Origin of the sequence: Geotalea uraniireducens Rf4 (assembly GCF_000016745.1) — a bacterium.
Lineage (GTDB): Bacteria > Desulfobacterota > Desulfuromonadia > Geobacterales > Geobacteraceae > Geotalea > Geotalea uraniireducens.
In genome coordinates, this window is sequence record NC_009483.1 from 1730006 (window position 1) to 1749204 (window position 19199).

Below are 19199 nucleotides of genomic sequence, written 5' to 3' on the forward strand. Positions count from 1 at the left end.
GCGCAACTTGAGGTTTGATGCAATCCTCTCAGCATTGCCCAACTCAGGTATTTAATCTATAAAACAATCAAGGACCTGGCTGACGAGCGCCGGGTCCTTTTTTGTCTCAGGCGTCGCTGATGCAAAAATTGACGGAGATTCTGCGCTCGTGGTATGTTATCATCCTCTGAGAGTTTCTGGTCTGCGTTTCGGCATTATTCGTGTAAATTCGAGCCTCCCAACCTTTAGGGATAAATGACATGTATCTCGAATATTTCGGCTTCAGGGAAAAGCCCTTTTCGGTCACTCCGAACCCACGCTTCATTTTCCTCAGCAAAAACCACCGGGAAGCTTTTGCCCACCTTTTGTACGGCATAAACAACCATTCCGGTTTTATCGAACTGACCGGCGAGGTGGGGACCGGCAAAACCACGGTTCTGCGCACGTTCCTCAACCGGCTTGACGAGGATAGCCACCGCACCGCCCTTATCTTCAATCCCTGCCTGTCGTCAGAGGAACTGCTGCGCACCATAAACCGGGAGTTTATAATACCCTACGAAGGGCTGAGCCGCGCCGAGCTTCTGGAAAGCCTGAACGTCTTTCTCCTGGAGCAGAAAGCCGCCGGTCGCAACGTGGTGCTGGTGATCGACGAGGCGCAGAACCTGGCGCCGGAGGTGCTGGAACAGATCCGGCTCATCTCCAACCTGGAGACGGAGACGGATAAGCTGATCCAGATTGTGCTGGCAGGACAGCCGGAACTTGAAGGAATTCTTGAAAAGACCGAGCTGCGCCAGCTCAGGCAGCGGATTCTGGTGCACTACCACCTGCTCCCCATGGATTTTGAAGACACCAAAGGGTATATCGAACACCGGCTCGAATTGGCTGGGGGCGGGGTGATCTTTGTAAACCAGGCCCTGAAAAGGATTTTCCGCTATTCCGGCGGAGTTCCCCGGCTTATCAATATTGCCTGCGACAGGGCGCTGCTGATCGGCTATACAGAGGGAAGCCGCGAGATTCAAGGCCGGATGGCTGCTGCCGCTGTTGCTGAAATCAAGAGGACGAGAAGTCCGAAGCATCTTTTTGCCCGGTTACGTCTCACAGTTCTCGCCACTTTAGCGATCCTGCTCATTGTAGGGATATATGCTGCCCTGGGGACCAGGCAAACCATATCCGCCAAGCGTATGCAACCGGCAGTGGCAGCTGTGCCGGACCCGCTCAATGCATTGCGTAAAGGGTTTTCCGGGATGGACGAAGCAGAGAGCGTATCCGCTTCATTCAAAGCCATTGCCCGTCTTTGGAATGTTTCGCCGGTAGCAAACCTGCAGAAGGTGAGCAGCATCCAGGACCTGGAAAAACTGGCGCTGCAGCGGGGGCTCCGCCTTACACCGTTCACCGGCAGTCTCGACCTTCTCTTGCGCAGTGATTCGCCCGCACTTCTTGAGTTCACCATTCCGGGTGTCAGCGGCAAGCGATATCTGGCCCTGGTCGGCAAGGACAATGACCAGTTGCTGATTTCTCCTCCCCTGGCCGGCCATGATTCGCTCAGCAGCGAGGAACTCAAAGCGCTTTGGTCGGGACGCAGTTACCTGTTTTGGAAAAATATATACAATATTCGTCCAACCATCTCGGCAGGGAGTAGCGGCTGGCGGGTGAGCCGCCTGCAACAGCTCCTTGCCGGTGCAGGGTTTTACAAAATCCGGCTTAACGGGGTTTTTGACGCTGCCACCCAAAATGCGCTCAAGCAATACCGGCTGGCACGGGGAATTGAACAGAGCGACAGGGTTGGAGAGTTGACCCTTCTTTTTCTGTATAAGGAAGGAAAAGATCATATCACCCCGAAGCTTGAAAAGAGGGGGGGCAACAGGCTATGAGCTCGATCCTGAAGGCGTTGCAAAAGGCTGAGGAAGAGAAGGCTGCCCGCCGCAATGCGGGTCCCCTTGCCGGCGATATCAGCAGGGTCCGGCAGGAACGCGGACGGAAGCCCCGCTGGCTGATACCCGCTGCCATGGCTGCTGTTGCCGCTGTGGCTGTGCTGACAACCTTTGTCTTGATGGGGGGATTTTCACAGCGAAAGCAAGAAACGGTATCGCAGCCTGCGAATAATGTCGCTGCTCCCCTGTCGCAGAGCCGGCCATTGTCGGGCACCCCGACGGCAACCGCCGCTCCGCTTGCCGCCGATAATGCAGCAGCGCAGCCGCTGAATGTTCAGCCGGGGCCGGGCAAGAACCCCGGTGCCCAGGTCGCGACTGTCGTATCCCCGCGGCCGCATGCCGCCGTAGTTGCTGCCAAGGCGAAGACGCCGGTTGAGAGCGCCGTTCCCGCCATAAAGAAGGTACCGGAACAACAAGACCCGCAAACGACGGTCGCTCCCGTCTCAGGGAAGCATGCCGATGCAGATTTCAAGGTGAGCGGCATCGCCTGGCAAAAGGAGAGCGCTTCACGGCTCGCTGTAGTGAACGGTACTGCCGTTACCCAAGGCGGGGTAGTGGACGGCGCCAGGGTTGAGGCGATACTTCCCGACCGGGTGCGCCTGACACTGGATAAACGCAGTTTCGAGGTGTTACTTGGTAAGACGGTGACTGAAAAGTGACCTGCAAGGCCGGTCACGGACATCAAAGAACAAATAATGGTACAAATAACGGCAATTGAATTGCAGGGGAAGCATGGCAACTAACATGGTAAAAAAGGATGATCAACAGCTTGAAGATTGGGAGTCGCTTTGCGAACAGTGCGGTCTCTGCTGCTTTGAGAAGATCGAGGATGAAGACGGCACCATATTCTTCACGGCAACTCCCTGTCGCTATCTGGATGTGGTGAGCCGGGAATGCAAGATCTATGAGCGGCGCTTTGAAATATGCCCCGAGTGCGTCAAGCTTACTGAAGAGATTGTAAGGGGCATCCGCTGGCTCCATGATGATTGTGGTTATATGAAGGCCCTCGGTTTGAAGCGGAGGCGTTGAGGCGGTCGGCGGTCGGTGGTCGGCAGTCGGTGGTAGTATTTATATCAGCGTTGTCCGGTTTGGTTTTTGCTTACGTCCCGTAGGGACAGAATACTGGTAGCCGGGGAATTCATTCCCCGGTCATCCAGGCGAAATATCATCACGTCACGTACGTGACGTGGGGAAATATAGCATCTCATCCGGGGGATGAATCCCCCGGCTACATTCGAACGCCCCTAATGGGGCTTAACAACCTTGATGCACAAACCAAACCGGACAACGCTGTATTTATACTGATATTGGAAAAACGGGAGTTTTGATCTTGAAAAAAACTGAAAAAGACGGCGCCTCAGTACTTACCCTGGTAAAAGGGGGGCGGACCAGCGCACATACCTTTGTAAATCTTCCTCTTGCCGAAAAGACGCATTACCTGAAAGGGCTTCGTGCCAAAGAGCGAATGGACCTCCTGATCGGCGACCCGGAAGGGAAGATTCTTGTCCGGTCCATGGAACCCCAGGAATTTTTCTGGCTGTTCAAGGATATCGGCGAGACCGATGCTTTGGAACTCTTGCAGCTCGCTTCGCCGGAACAATGCATTTTCCTGCTTGATATGGAATTGTGGTCGAAGTGGTCCTTTTCTGCCGACAAGGCCGTTGAGTGGCTTGGCTATCTGCTGGAAGGGGGGGATGATCGGATCAGTGAACTATTGCCGCAGCTGGACTTTGAACTGCTCCAGCTGCTCTTCAGTAAAGAGCTCATAGTTGGCGGCGGTGTCGGCGACATGTCCAATGATGAAGAGCGGCTCGCAGATTGGGACCACAGCTTTGACGACATGTTCATGCTCACCTTTAAAAACCCGAAGCACAGCCAGGTCATGGGCAGATTTGTGGAATGCATCTGCCGCATTGACAATGCTCTCTACGTTGCCCTCATGGAAGGGGTGAAGAATGACATCGATCTGGAGTTGGAGGATGCCTGTTACCATTTCAGGGGCGGCCGGCTGGCCGACCTGGGCTTTCCGCCGCTCGACGAGGCACTTTCCCTCTACGCCCGTTTGAAACCGGCCACGTTTGCCCTGCTCGGCGAGAAAGAGCATTTACCGACAGGTTCCGTGACAACCCTTCCCGTGCCGGTCGGAGACGATACTTCCCTGCTGCTGAAGGCTCTGGCCCTGGCCGGGTCCGATGAATTGAGCATGGAGCTGAACTACCTGATTAACAGTGCCCTGGTGGCGGATGAGACGGCTTTTTCCGATTCGGAGGCCATGCATCAGGTTGCTCAGCGGGTTTACGGTTATCTGAATATCGCCCTTGAATATCTCTGCGAGGGGAATGTGAAAAAGGCGGGTGAGGTCTTGACCGGTGAATATCTGAAAAGGCTGTTCCAGCTGGGCTACAGTCTCCTTCTCGGGATCAAGACCAGGGCGGAGAAGCTGGAAAGTGAAAACTATGCTGCCAATAAGCTCTTGATGGGGCTTAAAAACAAGCGGCCCAGGTTCTACCGCGGCCTCGATTCCGACAAGGCCGACGGCTACCGGGAATTCATGTCAATGGACGATGTTGCCAGGGTTGAGGAGTTTCTGCGCCATCTGGAGGGGTAGAAGCTTGTCACCGTAGCATCCTCTCCTGCAAGAGGTCCGGTATATCCCTTCTGCCGTCGAGAACGGCATAAACGCATACGTCCTTGCCTGTGATGCGATAAATGACCCGGTATGGTTTGAAAAAGAGCTCCCGGTATTCCATCATCCCGATCCGTTCCAGCTCCGGCGGACAGTGTCCCCGTTGCGGCAGGGTTTCGAGACTTTCGATGACCTTCTCCAGGTTGTCCAGCAGCCCCTCGGCTTTTGCCGGCGCATCGTTGGCAGCTACGTACCGGTATATGTCCAGCAGATCGCGCTCGGCCTGTGCAGTCAGCTTGACCGCAAAGTTCATGACCGTTCTTTCTTTATTCCGGAACGGATGTCTGCAAACGCAGTGCGGAACGGCCTTGTTTTGCCTTCTTCAACATCTTTCTGTCCCATGGCCAGAATCTTCAGGAGCGCCAGGCTCTCCCCCGTTTTTTCATATTCGCGCAGGTCCTGGACAATGGCTTTGGCCTCGCCGTTCAAGGTGATCACCACCGGCCGGTGGGTCTCCACCACATCACGCACCACTTCGGAAGCATGGGACTTGAAATAGCTGATCGGCTTCACCGCTTCGCTCATTTTCATCGTTAGACTCCTTACTGAAATTGACCTGAATAAAGTCTATATTCTGGGCGGTCCTTTTGCAACTTAAAAATGCGCGCAGAAAAAGGGAGAGGCCCTGGAACAGTCTCCTTTTTCTGCATTTATGGTTTTTGTATCTACAATAATTCCTTGACGGCAGCAATAACCGTATATACAATAAATACCAGACGCAAAGACACAGTCCGCTTCATCTCGCTTCGTCCGGCCAGTAGAAAAGAACGGAGAATTTACCAATGGGAAAAATCGTCAGACACACCAGCGAAGAACTGAAGGCCATGATTTCAAGGGGCGAAGACCGAACCGACTGGGAACGTCTCAGAAACATGACCGAAGAAGAAATCGAGGCCAACGCTTATGCCGACGCGGACAATCCGCCTCTCACCGATGAAGAGCTGACAGCGGCCCGCATTGTGCGCCATGGACGGGGCCGCCCCAAAAAAGACCGGCCTAAAAAGGCCGTCTCTCTTCGGATCGACCCTGAAGTCCTCGCCTACTTCAAAGGTACCGGTAAAGGCTGGCAAAGCCGCATCGATGCAGCCCTCAAGGAATGGATGAAAGAACACAAGGCGGCATAACCGCTACGGCGCGGGATCATCCGCGACCACTTCCCCCTTTACCTCTTCCCGGACCACCCCGGTTATCCTCACCCTTTGCTCGTTGTTGATCAGGGAGTCATCCCCCTTTACGAAGACCGGCATGTAGTTGCGCGACAGCCCCTTGAGCATGCCGTTTTCTTCCCTGTTCTGGATAAGGACCGGCAGCTCCTTGCCGAGGAAGGTCCGGTAATAAGCCTTTTTCTTCTCTTCGGAAAGCTTGCGAAGCGCCTTGGCGCGCTCCTTTATCACGCTGCTCCGGACGTGGTCGCCCATGGTTGCAGCCGGGGTGCCGGTCCTGGGGGAGAAGGGGAAGACGTGGAAGTAAGCGACGGGGAGAGACTCCAGAAACCGGTAGCCCTGCTCGAATTCCTCCGCGCTTTCTCCGGGAAAGCCGGTGATGATGTCGGTGCCGATGCAGATATCGGGCAGGGCGCAAACGAGCTTTTCCACCACTTCTCGAAAGAGGTTTGCGGCATATTTCCGGTTCATGCGCGACAGCACCTGATCGTTGCCGCTCTGGAGCGGGATGTGCAGATGCGGGCAGACCAGCTTCGACCCGGCGAGAAAGGCGATGAGCGCATCGGAAACTTCCGTCGGTTCTACCGATCCGACGCGGATTCTTTCGACAAGTTGCTGTTTTTCTGCGGCAATGAGGATATCGAGGAGGGTTAGCGGCGGTGTCAGGTCGAGACCGTAACCGCCGAGATGGATGCCGGTCAGCACCACCTCCTTGAATCCTTGCGCGGCAAAGGTCCTGATCCCGGCCAAAGCCTCGTCGAGCGGCACGCTGCGGCTTCTACCCCGGGCATAGGGGACGATGCAGTAGGAGCAGAAGGCGTCGCAGCCGTTTTGCACCTGGAGGAACGCCCTGGTGTGTTCGGCGAAGCTCTCCAATTGGGCGCCGCCCGCGTCCTTTTCCCGCGATATGTCGGAGACCAGCACCTGACGCCCGTCGCCGATCTCCTTGAGCAGCGCGGCAATCCCCTTCTTTTCGCTGTTGCCGAGGATCAGGTTCACGCCGGGCATGTCGCTCAGTTCCTCGAATGCGACCTGCGCATAACAGCCGGTAACGACGATTCTGGCGGAGGGGTTCTGCCGGGAAGCCCGGCGGATGAGACGGCGCGATTCGGCATCGGTCCTGGAGGTTACGGTGCAGGTATTTATCACGTAAATGTCAGCGACGTCATCGAAGGGGATGACCTGAAAACCATCCTTCCCCAAGGCCTCGGACATGGCAGCCGATTCGAACTGGTTGATCTTGCAGCCGAGGGTGGTGATAGCCACCGTATTCATTGCTGTTTCCTGTATTTTCACCATCAACTATTCACCATAAACCATCACCTCTCAGTAACTTCCGGTTAGGTTTTTGCACGACGTTTCTTACGTTTCAACTGTCTAATTTTGTTTGAGTTACCTTGTATTCTTGTGCGACGGCTCTGCTGTTCGGCTGCTGCTTCATTTGCAATCTGATTGCGTAATTCTCGTACCCTGCTAATGCTGACTGGCTCCTGGTGCTGCTCACGGCAATAGATGGCTAGCAGCAGATAGGTGATGAGACCACCAAGTATTTGAACCATGAGACCATATTCGCTTCTGGCAATCAGGTGATACACCTTTAGGTGGCGTTTCCACCAACCGAAGAAGGTCTCTATGTTCCAGCGCAGTTTATAAACCTGGGCCACTTCTTCAGCCGTCAGGTCGTATCTGTTGGTTGCTACCCAGTAGTCCTTGCCGTCAATACGGTAACCAACAAGGCGCAGCTCTTTCTCAGTCTGGTTTATACCTTTGGTGCCGAGAAGTACTATCTGGTCATAGAAGACAATACTGTCAGGATTTACGGCATTCTCTCTGATGACGGTTTTGTGTGTATTCTCCCTGATACGGCAGACAAAAAACTTCTCGGCGGCCTGCCACTGGTCAAAGTGATTATGAGACTGATACCCACGATCCATGACACCGGTTTCGCCTTTGTCGATGATCTTATCAACAAAGGGGCGCTCACCCTCTTTACCGTCGGTCAGGAATATCTTCCTTGGAATACCACGGTTGATATCGAAGCCGATATGGGCCTTGGCCTTCTTAGAGCCGCTTCGGTAATCTGCCCATTCCATAGATAGAACAGCATCTATCAAAGAACCGTCTATGGATACCAGATTGCCAAGGTGAGCATATTCATCGGGAAGCACTCTGCCTGCTTGCTTGACAAGATGCCCGAATACCTCGGAAAGCTGTTCAAGACCACGGTTGTTGATTGCCTCAAAGAAAGAGCTCTTTTTGATTCCCTTGGGGGGAGCAACACATTCCTTGGCGAAGTCATCCTGATCCAGCGCCTGGAGAAGTTCGCTCCCGGAAGAGAACTCTTCCAAGTGATAAAAGATCAGGGCTTTTAGCTGATCATCGAAAGTCATTTGCAACGGGCGATACCCCCTGGATTCAAGTTCATTATCTGACTTGAATCTCTCAAAAATCGGGGTAAGAAGCAATTTGAAAGCGCGTGATTTTCGTCTTTGTTTCAGTCGTTTGAACGGTCGCATATCGTAACTCCTGTAATATTGGATAGTTACGAGTGCGGACCACCGTTTTTTTACTCAAAGTCAAGCAAATAATGCGGTATAACGCTGATTTTACAACTTTTTTACATTCTCAAAGAACCTTGCAAAGACCAAACCGGACAATGCTGATCACCTCTTCACTATTAATCCTCTAAAAAGTATTTTAGCCACGAATTTGCACGAATTTGCACGAATATACAAGCTCTTGTAATGCAGAAGACACTCACCAAATCGGTGACTACTCAAGACATAACAAGGTGTAAAAAACATTCGTGATTATTCGTGTCATTCGTGGCTAACTGCCGTTTTTGTGTTCACTGCATGTTCGATCCAGCCGCCGCCGAGCACTGTGTCTCCGTCGTAAAAGACCACTGCCTGGCCGGGGGTGACGGACTTTTCCCGTTCCGTGAAACGCACCTCTGCGCGGTTGTCGGCAAGGGGAAGAATACGGCACGGGATGGGGTGGTGGCGGTACCTGATCTTGCAGCTCGCTTCAATGGCGGTTTCCGGGGTGGGGGCAATCCAGTTGATGGCTGTCGCAATCAGGCCGTCGCTGTAGAGTGCGTCACGTGGGCCTACCGTAACCTCTTTCCTGGCGGCGTCCACTCCCAGCACGTAGAGCGGTTCCGGGTGGGCGATACCCAGACCCTTGCGCTGGCCCACGGTATATCGGTAGGTCCCGTCATGCACCCCCAGGACCTTTCCCTTCCTGTCGACGATGTTCCCGGAGAGCAGCTGCTTCCCCCGTTCTTCCTCGATGAAACGGACGTAGTCGTTGTCAGGGACAAAGCAGATCTCCTGGCTCTCCCCCTTTTCCGCCACCCGCAGACCGTAACCGGCGGCGAGGGCGCGGACCTCCTGCTTGGTCATCCCCCCCAGTGGAAAGAGGGTCATGGCGAGCTGTTCCTGGGTGAGGGTGAAGAGGAAATAAGACTGGTCCTTTGCCGGATCGACCCCTTTCATGAGCCGGTAACGGCCGTCGGCATCCTGCTCCGTCCTGGCGTAGTGGCCGGTGGCGATCATGTCCGCCCCGAGTCCGCGCGCCTTCTTCAGGAGAAGCTCGAACTTTATCCACTGGTTGCATCGTACGCAGGGGTTGGGGGTGCGTCCGAGGAGATACTCGTTGACGAAGTCGTCGATGACGAGGTTCTGGAACTCTTCCTCGAAGTTCACCACGTAAAAGGGGATTTCCAGTTGCTCTGCGACCCGCCGCGCATCGTGGATATCGTCCAGCGAGCAGCAGGTGTCGAACTTTTCCCCTTCCTCGGCCGTGAACCTGGTGTAGTCCCAGACCTGCATGGAGATGCCGATTACCTCATGCCCCTCTTCCTTCAGCAGGGCCGCGGCGACCGAGGAATCCACCCCGCCGCTCATGGCGATGACGACCCGTTTTCGTTTATTGTTTTTTACCATTCTCTATTCACCATTTTGAAAGGACATTTCTGCCACAGACTCACAGAGACGCAGAGGTCTCGCGAAATTGTGCAATCTCTTGATTTTCTCTGTGCCTGTGGTGGGTTCGATCAGATGACACCGAAGGCAAAATCAGATTCAAAACCCATGGGACGCAGAAAAACCGGAAACTGAGGATCACTGCGGATTAAAAGACCCCTATTTGTTGTTTTGTAAATCCGCTTCTTCCTCTTTTCCGCCTTTTCTGCGTCCTATTGCTTTTTAAGGTGTTCTCCGTGTCTACGGTTTGACGGAAGTGCTGTTTCCGGATTTACTGCTGTTCACGCAGTCGTTCGATAATCCCCGGCAACACGTCCAGCACGTAATCCATTTCCGCTTCCGTGGTTCCCCTCCCCAGGGAAAAACGGACCGAGCCCCTGGCCAGAGCCGGTTCGACCCCCATCGCCGCCAATACCGGCGAGGTTTTCAGGGTGCCGGAGCTGCAGGCGGAACCGGAGGAGACGGCAACGCCGGCCAGATCCAGGTTCAAGAGGAGCGAGTCCGCTTCCAGACGGGGGAAGGAGAGGTTTGTCGTGGTCGGGAGGCGATTTTCCGGGTGACCGTTAAGCCGCACATCCGGGAATTCAGTCAGGATCCCATGTTCCAGTCGGTCGCGCAAGGTCTTGAGACGTGACGATTCCGCGGCCATCTCTGCCTTCGCTATCTCGCACGCTTTTCCAAGGGCGACGATGCCGGCGACGTTTTCAGTGCCGGCCCGGCGGTTGCGCTCCTGCGAGCCGCCATGGATCAACGGGTGGAGTTTGACCCCTTTCCTGACGATCAGGGCGCCGATCCCTTTCGGCGCACCTAGCTTGTGACCCGACAGTGCCAGCAGGCGAATGCCCATTTCCCGGCAGTCTATCGGCGCCTTGCCGACGGCTTGCACTGCATCGCAATGGAAGTACACGCCGCGCCTCGCGGCGATTTCCCCGATCTCGGCTACCGGGAAGAGCACGCCGGTCTCATTGTTGGCGAACATTGCCGAAACAAGGATGGTCTTTTCATTGATGGCCGCCTCAAGTTCGTCGAGGTCGACGATGCCGTGGCGGTCCACACGCAGCCGGGTAATCTCGAACCCGTTGCTTTCCAGGTAGAGACAGGCATTCAAAACCGCCGGATGTTCCACCGCGGTGGTAATGATGTTGTTACCCTTGCCGCGCAGGGCCGCTGCAACCCCCTTGACGGCCATGTTGTCCGCTTCGCTGCCGCAGGAGGTGAAGACCACCTCGACCGGATCGCAGCCGACCAGCGCCGCCACCTTTTCGCGGGCTTCTTCCAACGCCCCCTTGACCATGCGGCCGGCCCAGTGGATGCTGGAAGGGTTGCCGAAGCTTTCCTTGTAATAGGGGAGGAGCGCCTCCAACACATCCGGGTGAACCGGGGTTGTGGCGTTGTAGTCCATGTAGATCATGCTGAACCTGTTGAATTGGTGAATGTTTAACTGTTGAGGAGGAACGGCGGAGTCTCTTAGCTTTCCAGCTTTTCCCGTGCCTCGTGGGTAAGGTCTTCAAGGGTGATGGCGTCGAGAAATCCCCTGATCCGCTCTCCCAGGTCTTTCCAGATGTTGTGGGTGACGCACCGGGAGACCCTCGAACAACCGGTGCTCCCTTCGTCCATGCAGGCTACAGGGCTGAGAGGTTCTTCGACGGTGACGACTATCTCACCCACCTTGATGAGGGCGCTGTTTCGCGCCAGGATATAGCCGCCGCCCGGTCCGCGGATGCTGGTGACGATCCCGCCGTTTTTCAGACGGAAGAAAAGCTGCTCCAGGTAGCTCAGGGGGATATCTTCCCGCTGGGCTATTTCCTTGAGCGATACAGGTTTGTCCGTGGCGTAGAGGGAGAGGTCGACCATGGCCCGCACAGCATACTGAGCTCTTGTTGACAAGCGCATGCCGTTATTTCCCTTCGTCGAGCCGTTTTTTCAGCTGCTCGTATTCGGTGGTAAGGGTCGATAATTTACGTTCCAGCTCCCGGATCTGGTCAAAGAGACAGGAGATGGCTTTCGCTTCCGGGTCGGGCAGCCGGCCGTGCTGCAGGTCCATCTTTTCCGTGGGCTTTTCCGTGGCCATGACCACGCGACCCGGTATGCCCACAACCGTTGAATTGGGCGGCACCTCTTTGACGACGACCGAATTCGAACCGATCTTGCTGTCCCGTCCGACAGTGAACGGCCCGAGAACCTTCGCGCCGGAACCTACCACCACGTTGTCCCCGAGGGTGGGGTGGCGTTTGGTCTTTTCCCAGCTCACACCGCCAAGAGTTACCCCATGGTAAAGGGTCACGTTGTCGCCGATCTCGGCGGTCTCACCAATGACTACTCCCATGCCGTGATCGATAAAAAAGCCTTTGCCGATGGTTGCGCCGGGATGAATCTCTATGCCGGTAAAAAACCTTCCCATGTGGGAGCAGAAGCGGCCGAGGAAGAACAATTCATGCGTCCAGAGCCAGTGGGAAATTCTGTGAAACCAGATGGCATGCAGGCCCGGATAGCAGAAAAAGACCTCTAAAGCGCTTCTGGCTGCCGGGTCCCTGTCAAAGACGGCTTTAATGTCCTGCTTTAATCTTGAAAACATCGGCTCCCCTTTCATGACTCCAGTAAATCGTGCCTAGAATTTTTACTAACATACCTTACTATTTTAGTCAATTATTAAGTGGGAGAGAAATTGGGGGCCGAGCGGTGAAGTGCAAAAAACGTTATGAGCGGGATAAGGGGAGGGCAAAGCTGAACGTGCTTCCATGGTTGAGAGTGCTGTCAACCCACATCCTGCCGCTATGGGCGTCGACTATTCGCTTGCAGATGGCAAGGCCCAGGCCGCTCCCTTTCTTGGCGGAACTGTTAGTGGATTTCAGATGGTAGAATTCGTTGAATATCCTGGTTATGTAGTTTTCCGGAATCCCCTCGCCGGTGTCCGTAACGGAAACAAGAAGTTCTTCATCACAGACGGAAACTGAAATGCCGATTTTCCCGCCGCTGGGGGTGAATTTGATGGCATTGCCGATCAGGTTGGTCAGAACGCATTGGATTTTCTTGCTGTCAAAAAACGCGGAGATATTGTCCTGCAAAGGTTCTACGCTCATTTGCAGGCCGTGCTGCCAAGCGAATGGGGCGAGGACCGTGTATACTTCCTGGATAGACTCCATGATATTTTTATCTTCACATGATAGTTCCAGTTCGCTGGAGTCGAAATTGGAATTGTCGAGCAGTTCTTCAATGAGGTCCATCAGGCGGTCGCAGCTGTCGATGGCGGAATCCAGATGCTCGCGCTGCATCTCGGTGAGGTTGTTCGTGTCCGAATCCCGGAGCTGCGAACAGTTGCTGTGGATAACGGCAACCGGCAGGCGAAGGTCGTTGGTGGCGGTATAGATAAATTCCGACTTTAGATGGTTGACCCCCTTGAGCCGTTCATTTGCCTCTGCCAGCTGATGCTGCGCCCTTCTTTCCTCTGTAACATCCATGAACGTGAGAATGGCATAGTTCCCTTCGAGGCGGTAGTTGCTGACAGATACCGCTACGCAGCGTTTTTCCCCGCATTTGGTTTTAAAGAGGAGATCGTACTTATTCCTGAAATTACGACCGAGGAAAAAGTTCATATGGTTTTCCATCCCCACCTGGAAGCTTTCCTCGGCCAGGAAGTCCGTCAGCGTCATTTTCAGCATCTGGTCCCGCTGGTAGCCGAGGATGTCGAGCGCGCTCCTGTTGACGTATACCGGTTCTCCTCGTGCATTCAAAACCATGAGTCCTTCCGATGCATGCTCGAAAAGACTTTCGTAAACGGCTTTTTCCGCTAGCTCCTTTTCCAGTTTCTCCTTTATTTCCCGCAGCTCATCGGACTCTTCCAGAACCTTTTTAAACTGGGATGCGTTTTTTATGGCATTTGCCGAGGCATCGGCGACCAGTTGACAGAAACGGAGTTCGCGGCTGCTGAATGAATTCCTGTCGTTGGTGGTCCTGACCATCAGAGAACCGATTATCTCGTTCTGAGACAATATCGGGACGACCAGGATCGTGTCCAGGTCGATATCCGAAATATATTTTTTGACATCGTCGAGCAGCGGGTGGTGCTTGGCGTCTCTGATAACAAGGGCTTTGCGGGAGCGGATCACTTCCAGGAGTTCCGGGTAGCGTGACAGTTCAATGCGAATTCCCTTGGCTGAGGGGTTGTCGCTCGATGCCAGGACAAAACCGTACCCTTCTTCGCTAAACTTTACTATGGAACAACGTTTGACCTCAATGTGGTCTGCAATTTTCTTGACGATGATCTGGAGGATTTCCCGGGTGTCGAGTGTTGATGTGATAGTTTGTGAGATATCCAGGACTGTTTCCGCGTCCTTATTCTTCAGCTCCATCATGGCAATGGCCTCACGCTTGAAAAGGTTGGCGCGGATCCTGGCCAGGAGTTCCTTGTCGGAAAAAGGCTTGGTGATGTAATCATCGATTCCGGCGGCGAAAGCCGCAAGGAGGTTGTCCTTTTCTTTTGAGGCGGTAATCACGATCACGGGAATCGTGGCAGTGTGCATATCCTGTTTGATTCGCCTGCAGGCCTCAACGCCGTCCATCTCCGGCATTACCAGGTCCATCAGGATAATGTCCGGCATGAATTCCTGGGCTTTCGAGACTGCTGAAGCCCCGTTGGTCGCCTCTTCGATGACATAATGCAGCGGGGCGAGGGTGTCCCGCAGCATTTGCAATGCGAATTTCTGATCGTCGACTATGAGGATTTTATTTGCTTTCATTGCATGCACCCAAAGTGAAACAGCAAATTACATACCAGTATCAATAATAATTCAGAGGGTGAATGGGGTATAATTAAGCTTGGGCACAGGAGGCTTTTACTCGATATGGATGAACATTGCTCCTGATACGGTAAATTAATGAAAATGCAGCTGTTTTGCCGTCTGTTGTTTATATAAATATGTCGATAGTTCACTCGATATATCTATGCAAGTCACAAGAGTATATCGTAGATTCTCCGTGAAACAACCGACATGATTTAGAGATTTGTCTGCATTCTTTGCAGTATCTCCAGCTCTTCTTTGATTCCTTCTGCCGGCTGTTCACCCGCCCTTTGCAGAAGCGCCGGCATTGTTTCCTCCGCTTTGCAGCGTGGATAATCGGTTGCAGAAAGGTGGTGGATCAGTTTCATGGTTCTGAGTCCGTCGAACCAGCCGTGGAAGGCCGTCATTGTCGCCCGGTCATTTTTGTTGTTCACCCGCAGCTTCTCCCATGCCGCGGCAAAGCCGATGCTTTCCAGGTATCCGGCAAGTTGCGGGGAGATTTCCGCTGAACCGGTCAAAAGCTCCACGCCGTCCAGCCCGGTGTTATGCATGACCATTTCCAGCCAATCCTTGAGGACCAGGAAGCATTCCGGCCGGTAAAACCTGATGGCGTCGTCATCGCCGGCCAGGACCCGGGAGATTGAGCGGCCGGTGCCGAAGGGGACCCGGTGGGAGGCCCTGGCCGAGGGGTAGACCACTGTGCCCCTGACCTGCGCCACCCCTGAAGTCCGATGCAACTGCTGGAGGAAATAAAAATCCTCTCCCGCGGCACGGCTGTTCATACCCCCCATGCGTGCATAGGCCGAGGCGCGGCAAGCCATGGCGCTTCCTACCGTGTGGAAGGCGTATGGTGACCCGGCAAGCTCAAGTCCCAGCACATAGCCGCGGAGAAACAGTTCGTAATGGTCGATGGCCTGCTGCTCTTCTGTTGAAGATCCGGCCTGGTGCCGGAAGGGGATCACCGCGCCTCCTGCGCGTGATGTTTCGAAGTGATGGACAAGGGCTGGGAGGTAATCGGGGCGGACCAGGGTGTCGGCGTCAAGATAGACGAGAAGCGGATCGGCCGCATGGTAATCGAGGCACGGCAGAGCCAGGTCGGCGCCGATTTTCCTCGCCAGACCGACCCCACCTCCCTTGATCGGCATTTCCAAACCCGGCGAGGCAGCGTCAACCCAGGCGAGGTGCATCTTTGCCAGGGCAGGATCGGTTACGGCCAGGCGCTTCAGGGTGACATTATTATCCGTCTTGTCTTGTCGGGAGGCATCTGCCCGGTGGTTGACCACTACCATCACCAGGAACCGGTCGAGGCGTTCCGGCGGGTTTTCCGCCAAAGAGCGGAGTGTTGTAAAAAGGCGGGAGCTTTCTGCCAGGGCGGGAATCAACACGGCCCCTGCAAAGGTGCGGTGAACGGGCACCGCTATTTTCCAGGGGGCGCTAATCGCGCGCTTTATCAGGTATTGAGAGATATTGGCAGGTATCATGGGACTATCTGTGGGTAGAGAGCATGGCGGTCGGCAAATCAATTAATCCCAAAAACGGCTGTTAGCCACGAATGACACGAATAAACACGAATGTTATTAACCCCTTGTTATGTCTTGAGTAGTCAGCAGTCTGGTGAGTGTCTTCTGCATCAGAAGAGCTTATATATTTGTGCAAATTCGTGAAAATTCGGTACGCCAGGCCAAGCCTGGCTGATCTATCTGACTGAAAAGTGTCAGACATGTAAATTGCTCGTTCACCATGTAGTCGCGGTCTGTCACGAGAGGGTAACCAAACGTGGGGAGTAAGACCGGTTCTTTGTAAGAAAAGAGCGAAGGGTACGATAACTACCCTGACGACGAAGACGCGAGCCCAGCGCAAGCGAACCCGTTTCGGCCTCGTTACACGTAGTTGACAGTGGCCAACCTTCCGAATGTGGTGAAGCCTGCCACCCACCGGTGATAAACGAGCGAAAGAACCGGTGGGACTGTCCGGGGTGATTGGGGAGGGCGCGTGTCGAAAGATCAGCCGAGGAACCTGGGAGGTCCGACGTAATTCCCAAAGCGAAAGGGTTTCGCCGAAGGGAGAACGCCGACGGGGAATCAATAACCCGCCAAGCGTGTACGGTCGGAATTCGGAGCGGCCCATAGTAGCCGGGAAGCGGGGTAATGCCCGTGGAGCCAAGGGGCCGTACTTCAGTCATGTTTACACGGAAAGAGAGGAGACCCGCTTGAGCGACAGACGCTCCATAACGGAATGGATGGCCGAAGGATTCGAACCTGAACCCGGACTGCCGGTAAAAGTCTCCCTTCTGCGGTGGAAACTGAGCAGCAAGGCCAAACGAGAACCGCAGTTCCGGTTCTATGCCCTTTACGACCGAATCCATCGTCGTGATGTACTTGAAACGGCGTGGTTGCGAGTAAAGGCGAACAAGGGCGCGCCGGGAGTCGATGGTGTCAGCATTGAATCCATCGAGGTGCGGGCAGACGGAATATCCGGCTATCTTGACGAAATTCAAGAAAGCCTGAGAACCAAAAACTACAAACCATCCCCGGTGCGTCGCGTCTACATCACCAAGCCCAACGGCAAACTGCGCCCGCTCGGCATACCGTGCGTGCGGGACAGAATTGTACAGGCAGCCGTACTCCTTATCCTCGAACCGATATTTGAGGTGGACTTTCTCGACTGCTCCCATGGATTTCGTCCCAAAAGGCGTCCCCATGGAGCCCTCGACCAAGTCGGTAATAACCTCCAACTCGGACGGCAGGAAGTGTATGACGCGGATCTTTCGAGCTACTTTGACAGCATCCCCCACGAGCACCTGATAGTAGAACTTGAGCGGCGCATAGCCGACCGGAGTGTCCTCAAACTGATCCGGCAATGGCTTCACAGTCCGGTAGTAGAAGAAGACGGCAGCATCAGCCGTCCCAAACAAGGGACGCCACAAGGCGGGGTAATATCTCCCCTTCTTGCCAACATCTACCTTCACCGGCTCGACCGGGCCTTTCACGAAGAAGCAGACAGCCCCTACCACTTCGCCAGAGCGCGCATGGTACGGTTTGCCGACGACTTCGTAGTAATGGCCAGACACATGGGCAATCGCATAACCGGATGGCTGGAAGAGAAACTCGAAACAGACCTTGGACTCAGCATCAACCGTGACAAAACCGGTATTGTCAGAATGAACAAGAAAGAGAGCCTGAACTTTCTGGGATTCACCCTCCGCTATGACCGTGACCTGCGGGGCAGAGATTGGGATTATCTCAACATCATGCCGAGTAAGAAGGCCATAGGAGCACTCAAGGGAAAAATCCGGGAGAAGACCCGAAGCGGATACAAAAAGCCGCTTGTCGAAGCAATTGCCGAGGTAAACAGCATCCTTCGCGGATGGGGCAACTACTTCGACTACGGGTATCCCCGGAAAGTATTTCGAGACGTGAATCATTACACGAGGACTCGCTTTCGAATATTTCTGAACAATCGGAGCCAAAGGCGGAGCAAACCCTTCAGGGCAGGTGAAAGCCTGTATGCCGGACTTAAGCGATATGGTCTGGTTTACCTGTAACAGCAAAGCCACAACTCCTCAATAATGCCGTGCAGCAAGAGGCTGATAGGTAAGCCGTATGCGGGAAATCCGCACGTACGGTTTGACGAGGGGGAGCTGGTTAAGGCAACTATGGTAAGGCTACTTAGGCACCGCCAAACGAAAGGGGCGGAAACGGACAAGCCAAACCTAATGATGTCGTAACCTGCTTCCTACTCTACTGGCTAAAATGCTTTTTATAGGTTCATCGTGGAATGGCGTTGAGCCGCAGGATTTCCTGCGCCTCCTTGAGCGGGTCGCCATCCCCTTCCAGCCAGTGGATCACCGTGCCGTGCCGCTCCATGCGGCGGAACCAGTTGTCCTGGCGCTTGGCGAAGTCGTGAATGGCGCTGTTCAGCTTCTGGAACATGTCGTTGCGGTTCAGCTCCCCCTTGAGGTACTTTGCCACGAAACGATATTCCAGACCGTAGAATTCCAGGGTTTCATAGGGGATGCCCGATCGGTGGAGCTGTTCGATTTCATCGATCATTCCCTGCTCCAACCGTGCCTTCAGCCGGTCGGTAATCCGCTGCCGAAGGACCGGCCGTTCCCAGCGGATGCCGAAGATCAGCGGCGCCAGTTCCGGCAGAGGGAGAGGTTCGCGGGAGTCTTCATACTCGGCGATCTCGATGGCCCGCACCAGGCGGCCGCGTTCAAGCAGATCGGTGGTGTTGTGCAGGCGGGGATTTGCGCCTTTCAGGCGCTCAGCCAGCTCCTCATCGGAAAAGGTAGAAAGTTCCCGGCGCAGATCGGCATTTTCAGGTACTTCGACAAACCGGTATCGATTCAGCACCGCTTCCAGGTACATGCCGGTTCCACCCACCATGACCGGCAGTCTGCCCCGGTTGACGATATGGGCGAATGCCCGCTGAAAGCAGCGTTGGAATTCGAAGACGTTGAACTCGAAACCCGGATCGACAATGTCGATGATGTGGTAGGGAATATCTCCGTACTCGGCTAGATCCTTGCCGGTGCCGATGTCCATTCCCCGGTAAACCTGCCGCGAGTCGGCGGAGATGATTTCGCCGGAAAGGCGGCGGGCAAGCTCAACACCCAGTTGCGTTTTGCCTGATGCGGTGGGGCCCAGTATGACGAGGAGGTTGCAGGACATCGG

Annotated in this window: 17 protein-coding genes; 6 read left to right on the forward strand and 11 right to left on the reverse strand. The window is 54.6% G+C overall.

What is annotated here, in order from left to right; all coding sequences use genetic code 11:
• The first annotated feature begins 239 nt into the window (after positions 1-239).
• The 4 genes from GURA_RS23325 (at position 240) to GURA_RS07565 (ending at position 4518) form a co-directional block, all read left to right on the forward strand.
• Entirely contained in the window at positions 240-1850 is a 1611-nt protein-coding gene (locus GURA_RS23325) for an AAA family ATPase (protein WP_011938397.1), read from the forward strand.
• Positions 1847-2569 carry a hypothetical protein gene (locus tag GURA_RS07555; RefSeq protein WP_011938398.1) on the forward strand — a complete coding sequence of 241 codons (723 nt, stop codon included), beginning with the start codon at positions 1847-1849 and terminating at the stop codon, positions 2567-2569. The genes GURA_RS23325 and GURA_RS07555 overlap by 4 nt, the downstream gene beginning before the upstream one ends.
• Positions 2570-2642: 73 nt before the next feature.
• Positions 2643-2939 (forward strand): YcgN family cysteine cluster protein, encoded by a 297-nt coding sequence (locus GURA_RS07560; protein WP_011938399.1) that lies wholly within the window; start codon positions 2643-2645, stop codon positions 2937-2939.
• Between the two features lie 301 nt (positions 2940-3240).
• Positions 3241-4518 (forward strand): DUF6178 family protein, encoded by a 1278-nt coding sequence (locus GURA_RS07565; RefSeq protein ID WP_011938400.1) that lies wholly within the window; start codon positions 3241-3243, stop codon positions 4516-4518.
• A gap of 7 nt (positions 4519-4525) precedes the next feature.
• Here GURA_RS07565 and GURA_RS07570 read toward each other — a convergent pair whose 3' ends face one another.
• Both GURA_RS07570 and GURA_RS07575 read right to left on the reverse strand, forming a co-directional pair.
• Positions 4526-4849, reverse strand: coding sequence for a type II toxin-antitoxin system RelE/ParE family toxin (locus GURA_RS07570; RefSeq protein ID WP_011938401.1), 324 nt, complete (start codon positions 4847-4849; stop codon positions 4526-4528).
• On the reverse strand, positions 4846-5127 hold the full coding sequence (locus tag GURA_RS07575; protein ID WP_011938402.1) for a type II toxin-antitoxin system Phd/YefM family antitoxin: 282 nt from the start codon (positions 5125-5127) through the stop codon (positions 4846-4848). Before GURA_RS07575 ends, GURA_RS07570 begins: the two co-directional genes overlap by 4 nt.
• A 251-nt stretch (positions 5128-5378) precedes the next feature.
• On the opposite strand from GURA_RS07575, the gene GURA_RS07580 reads away from it, so the two are divergent.
• The gene (locus GURA_RS07580) at positions 5379-5720 is read left to right on the forward strand and encodes a BrnA antitoxin family protein (RefSeq protein ID WP_011938403.1); all 342 of its coding nucleotides are present in this window, start codon (positions 5379-5381) and stop codon (positions 5718-5720) included.
• A 3-nt stretch (positions 5721-5723) separates the two neighbouring features.
• On the opposite strand, the gene mtaB is transcribed toward GURA_RS07580, so the two are convergent.
• From mtaB to GURA_RS07620, 8 genes are all read right to left on the reverse strand, one after another.
• Positions 5724-7034 (reverse strand): tRNA (N(6)-L-threonylcarbamoyladenosine(37)-C(2))-methylthiotransferase MtaB, encoded by a 1311-nt coding sequence (mtaB, locus tag GURA_RS07585; protein WP_041245340.1) that lies wholly within the window; start codon positions 7032-7034, stop codon positions 5724-5726.
• A gap of 65 nt (positions 7035-7099) precedes the next feature.
• Positions 7100-8275, reverse strand: coding sequence for an IS4-like element ISGur4 family transposase (locus GURA_RS07590; protein ID WP_011937084.1), 1176 nt, complete (start codon positions 8273-8275; stop codon positions 7100-7102).
• 303 nt (positions 8276-8578) lie between these two features.
• Positions 8579-9706: a tRNA 2-thiouridine(34) synthase MnmA gene (gene mnmA / locus GURA_RS07595; RefSeq protein WP_011938405.1), complete on the reverse strand. Its 1128-nt coding sequence runs from the start codon at positions 9704-9706 to the stop codon at positions 8579-8581.
• A 310-nt stretch (positions 9707-10016) separates the two neighbouring features.
• Positions 10017-11156, reverse strand: a complete 1140-nt coding sequence (nifS, locus tag GURA_RS07600; protein WP_011938406.1) for a cysteine desulfurase NifS — start codon at positions 11154-11156, stop codon at positions 10017-10019.
• Positions 11157-11212: 56 nt separating this feature from the next.
• Positions 11213-11638, reverse strand: a complete 426-nt coding sequence (locus tag GURA_RS07605) for an Rrf2 family transcriptional regulator (protein WP_011938407.1) — start codon at positions 11636-11638, stop codon at positions 11213-11215.
• Between the two features lie 4 nt (positions 11639-11642).
• Positions 11643-12320 (reverse strand): serine O-acetyltransferase, encoded by a 678-nt coding sequence (gene cysE, locus GURA_RS07610; protein ID WP_011938408.1) that lies wholly within the window; start codon positions 12318-12320, stop codon positions 11643-11645.
• Positions 12321-12441: 121 nt separating this feature from the next.
• Entirely contained in the window at positions 12442-14481 is a 2040-nt protein-coding gene (locus GURA_RS07615) for a response regulator (RefSeq protein WP_011938409.1), read from the reverse strand.
• A gap of 257 nt (positions 14482-14738) precedes the next feature.
• The gene (locus GURA_RS07620; RefSeq protein WP_049818896.1) at positions 14739-16004 is read right to left on the reverse strand and encodes a glycosyltransferase; all 1266 of its coding nucleotides are present in this window, start codon (positions 16002-16004) and stop codon (positions 14739-14741) included.
• 728 nt (positions 16005-16732) lie between these two features.
• On the opposite strand from GURA_RS07620, the gene ltrA reads away from it, so the two are divergent.
• A complete protein-coding gene (gene ltrA, locus GURA_RS07625) occupies positions 16733-18067 on the forward strand; it encodes a group II intron reverse transcriptase/maturase (protein WP_232278915.1) in 1335 nt (444 codons plus the stop codon).
• A 223-nt stretch (positions 18068-18290) separates the two neighbouring features.
• Here ltrA and miaA read toward each other — a convergent pair whose 3' ends face one another.
• Positions 18291-19196, reverse strand: a complete 906-nt coding sequence (gene miaA, locus GURA_RS07630; protein WP_011938411.1) for a tRNA (adenosine(37)-N6)-dimethylallyltransferase MiaA — start codon at positions 19194-19196, stop codon at positions 18291-18293.
• Positions 19197-19199: the final 3 nt, after the last annotated feature.

What these genes read in the sequence shown, in the direction of transcription:
- GURA_RS23325 (WP_011938397.1), top strand. Translation starts at nt 240, where the DNA reads ATGTATCTCGAATATTTCGGCTTCAGGGAAAAGCCCTTTTCGGTCACT.
- GURA_RS07555 (WP_011938398.1), top strand. Translation starts at nt 1,847, where the DNA reads ATGAGCTCGATCCTGAAGGCGTTGCAAAAGGCTGAGGAAGAGAAGGCT.
- GURA_RS07560 (WP_011938399.1), top strand. Translation starts at nt 2,643, where the DNA reads ATGGCAACTAACATGGTAAAAAAGGATGATCAACAGCTTGAAGATTGG.
- GURA_RS07570 (WP_011938401.1), bottom strand. Translation starts at nt 4,849, where the DNA reads ATGAACTTTGCGGTCAAGCTGACTGCACAGGCCGAGCGCGATCTGCTG.
- GURA_RS07575 (WP_011938402.1), bottom strand. Translation starts at nt 5,127, where the DNA reads ATGAAAATGAGCGAAGCGGTGAAGCCGATCAGCTATTTCAAGTCCCAT.
- GURA_RS07580 (WP_011938403.1), top strand. Translation starts at nt 5,379, where the DNA reads ATGGGAAAAATCGTCAGACACACCAGCGAAGAACTGAAGGCCATGATT.
- mtaB (WP_041245340.1), bottom strand. Translation starts at nt 7,034, where the DNA reads ATGAATACGGTGGCTATCACCACCCTCGGCTGCAAGATCAACCAGTTC.
- GURA_RS07590 (WP_011937084.1), bottom strand. Translation starts at nt 8,275, where the DNA reads ATGCGACCGTTCAAACGACTGAAACAAAGACGAAAATCACGCGCTTTC.
- mnmA (WP_011938405.1), bottom strand. Translation starts at nt 9,706, where the DNA reads ATGGTAAAAAACAATAAACGAAAACGGGTCGTCATCGCCATGAGCGGC.
- nifS (WP_011938406.1), bottom strand. Translation starts at nt 11,156, where the DNA reads ATGATCTACATGGACTACAACGCCACAACCCCGGTTCACCCGGATGTG.
- GURA_RS07605 (WP_011938407.1), bottom strand. Translation starts at nt 11,638, where the DNA reads ATGCGCTTGTCAACAAGAGCTCAGTATGCTGTGCGGGCCATGGTCGAC.
- cysE (WP_011938408.1), bottom strand. Translation starts at nt 12,320, where the DNA reads ATGTTTTCAAGATTAAAGCAGGACATTAAAGCCGTCTTTGACAGGGAC.
- GURA_RS07615 (WP_011938409.1), bottom strand. Translation starts at nt 14,481, where the DNA reads ATGAAAGCAAATAAAATCCTCATAGTCGACGATCAGAAATTCGCATTG.
- GURA_RS07620 (WP_049818896.1), bottom strand. Translation starts at nt 16,004, where the DNA reads ATGATACCTGCCAATATCTCTCAATACCTGATAAAGCGCGCGATTAGC.
- miaA (WP_011938411.1), bottom strand. Translation starts at nt 19,196, where the DNA reads ATGTCCTGCAACCTCCTCGTCATACTGGGCCCCACCGCATCAGGCAAA.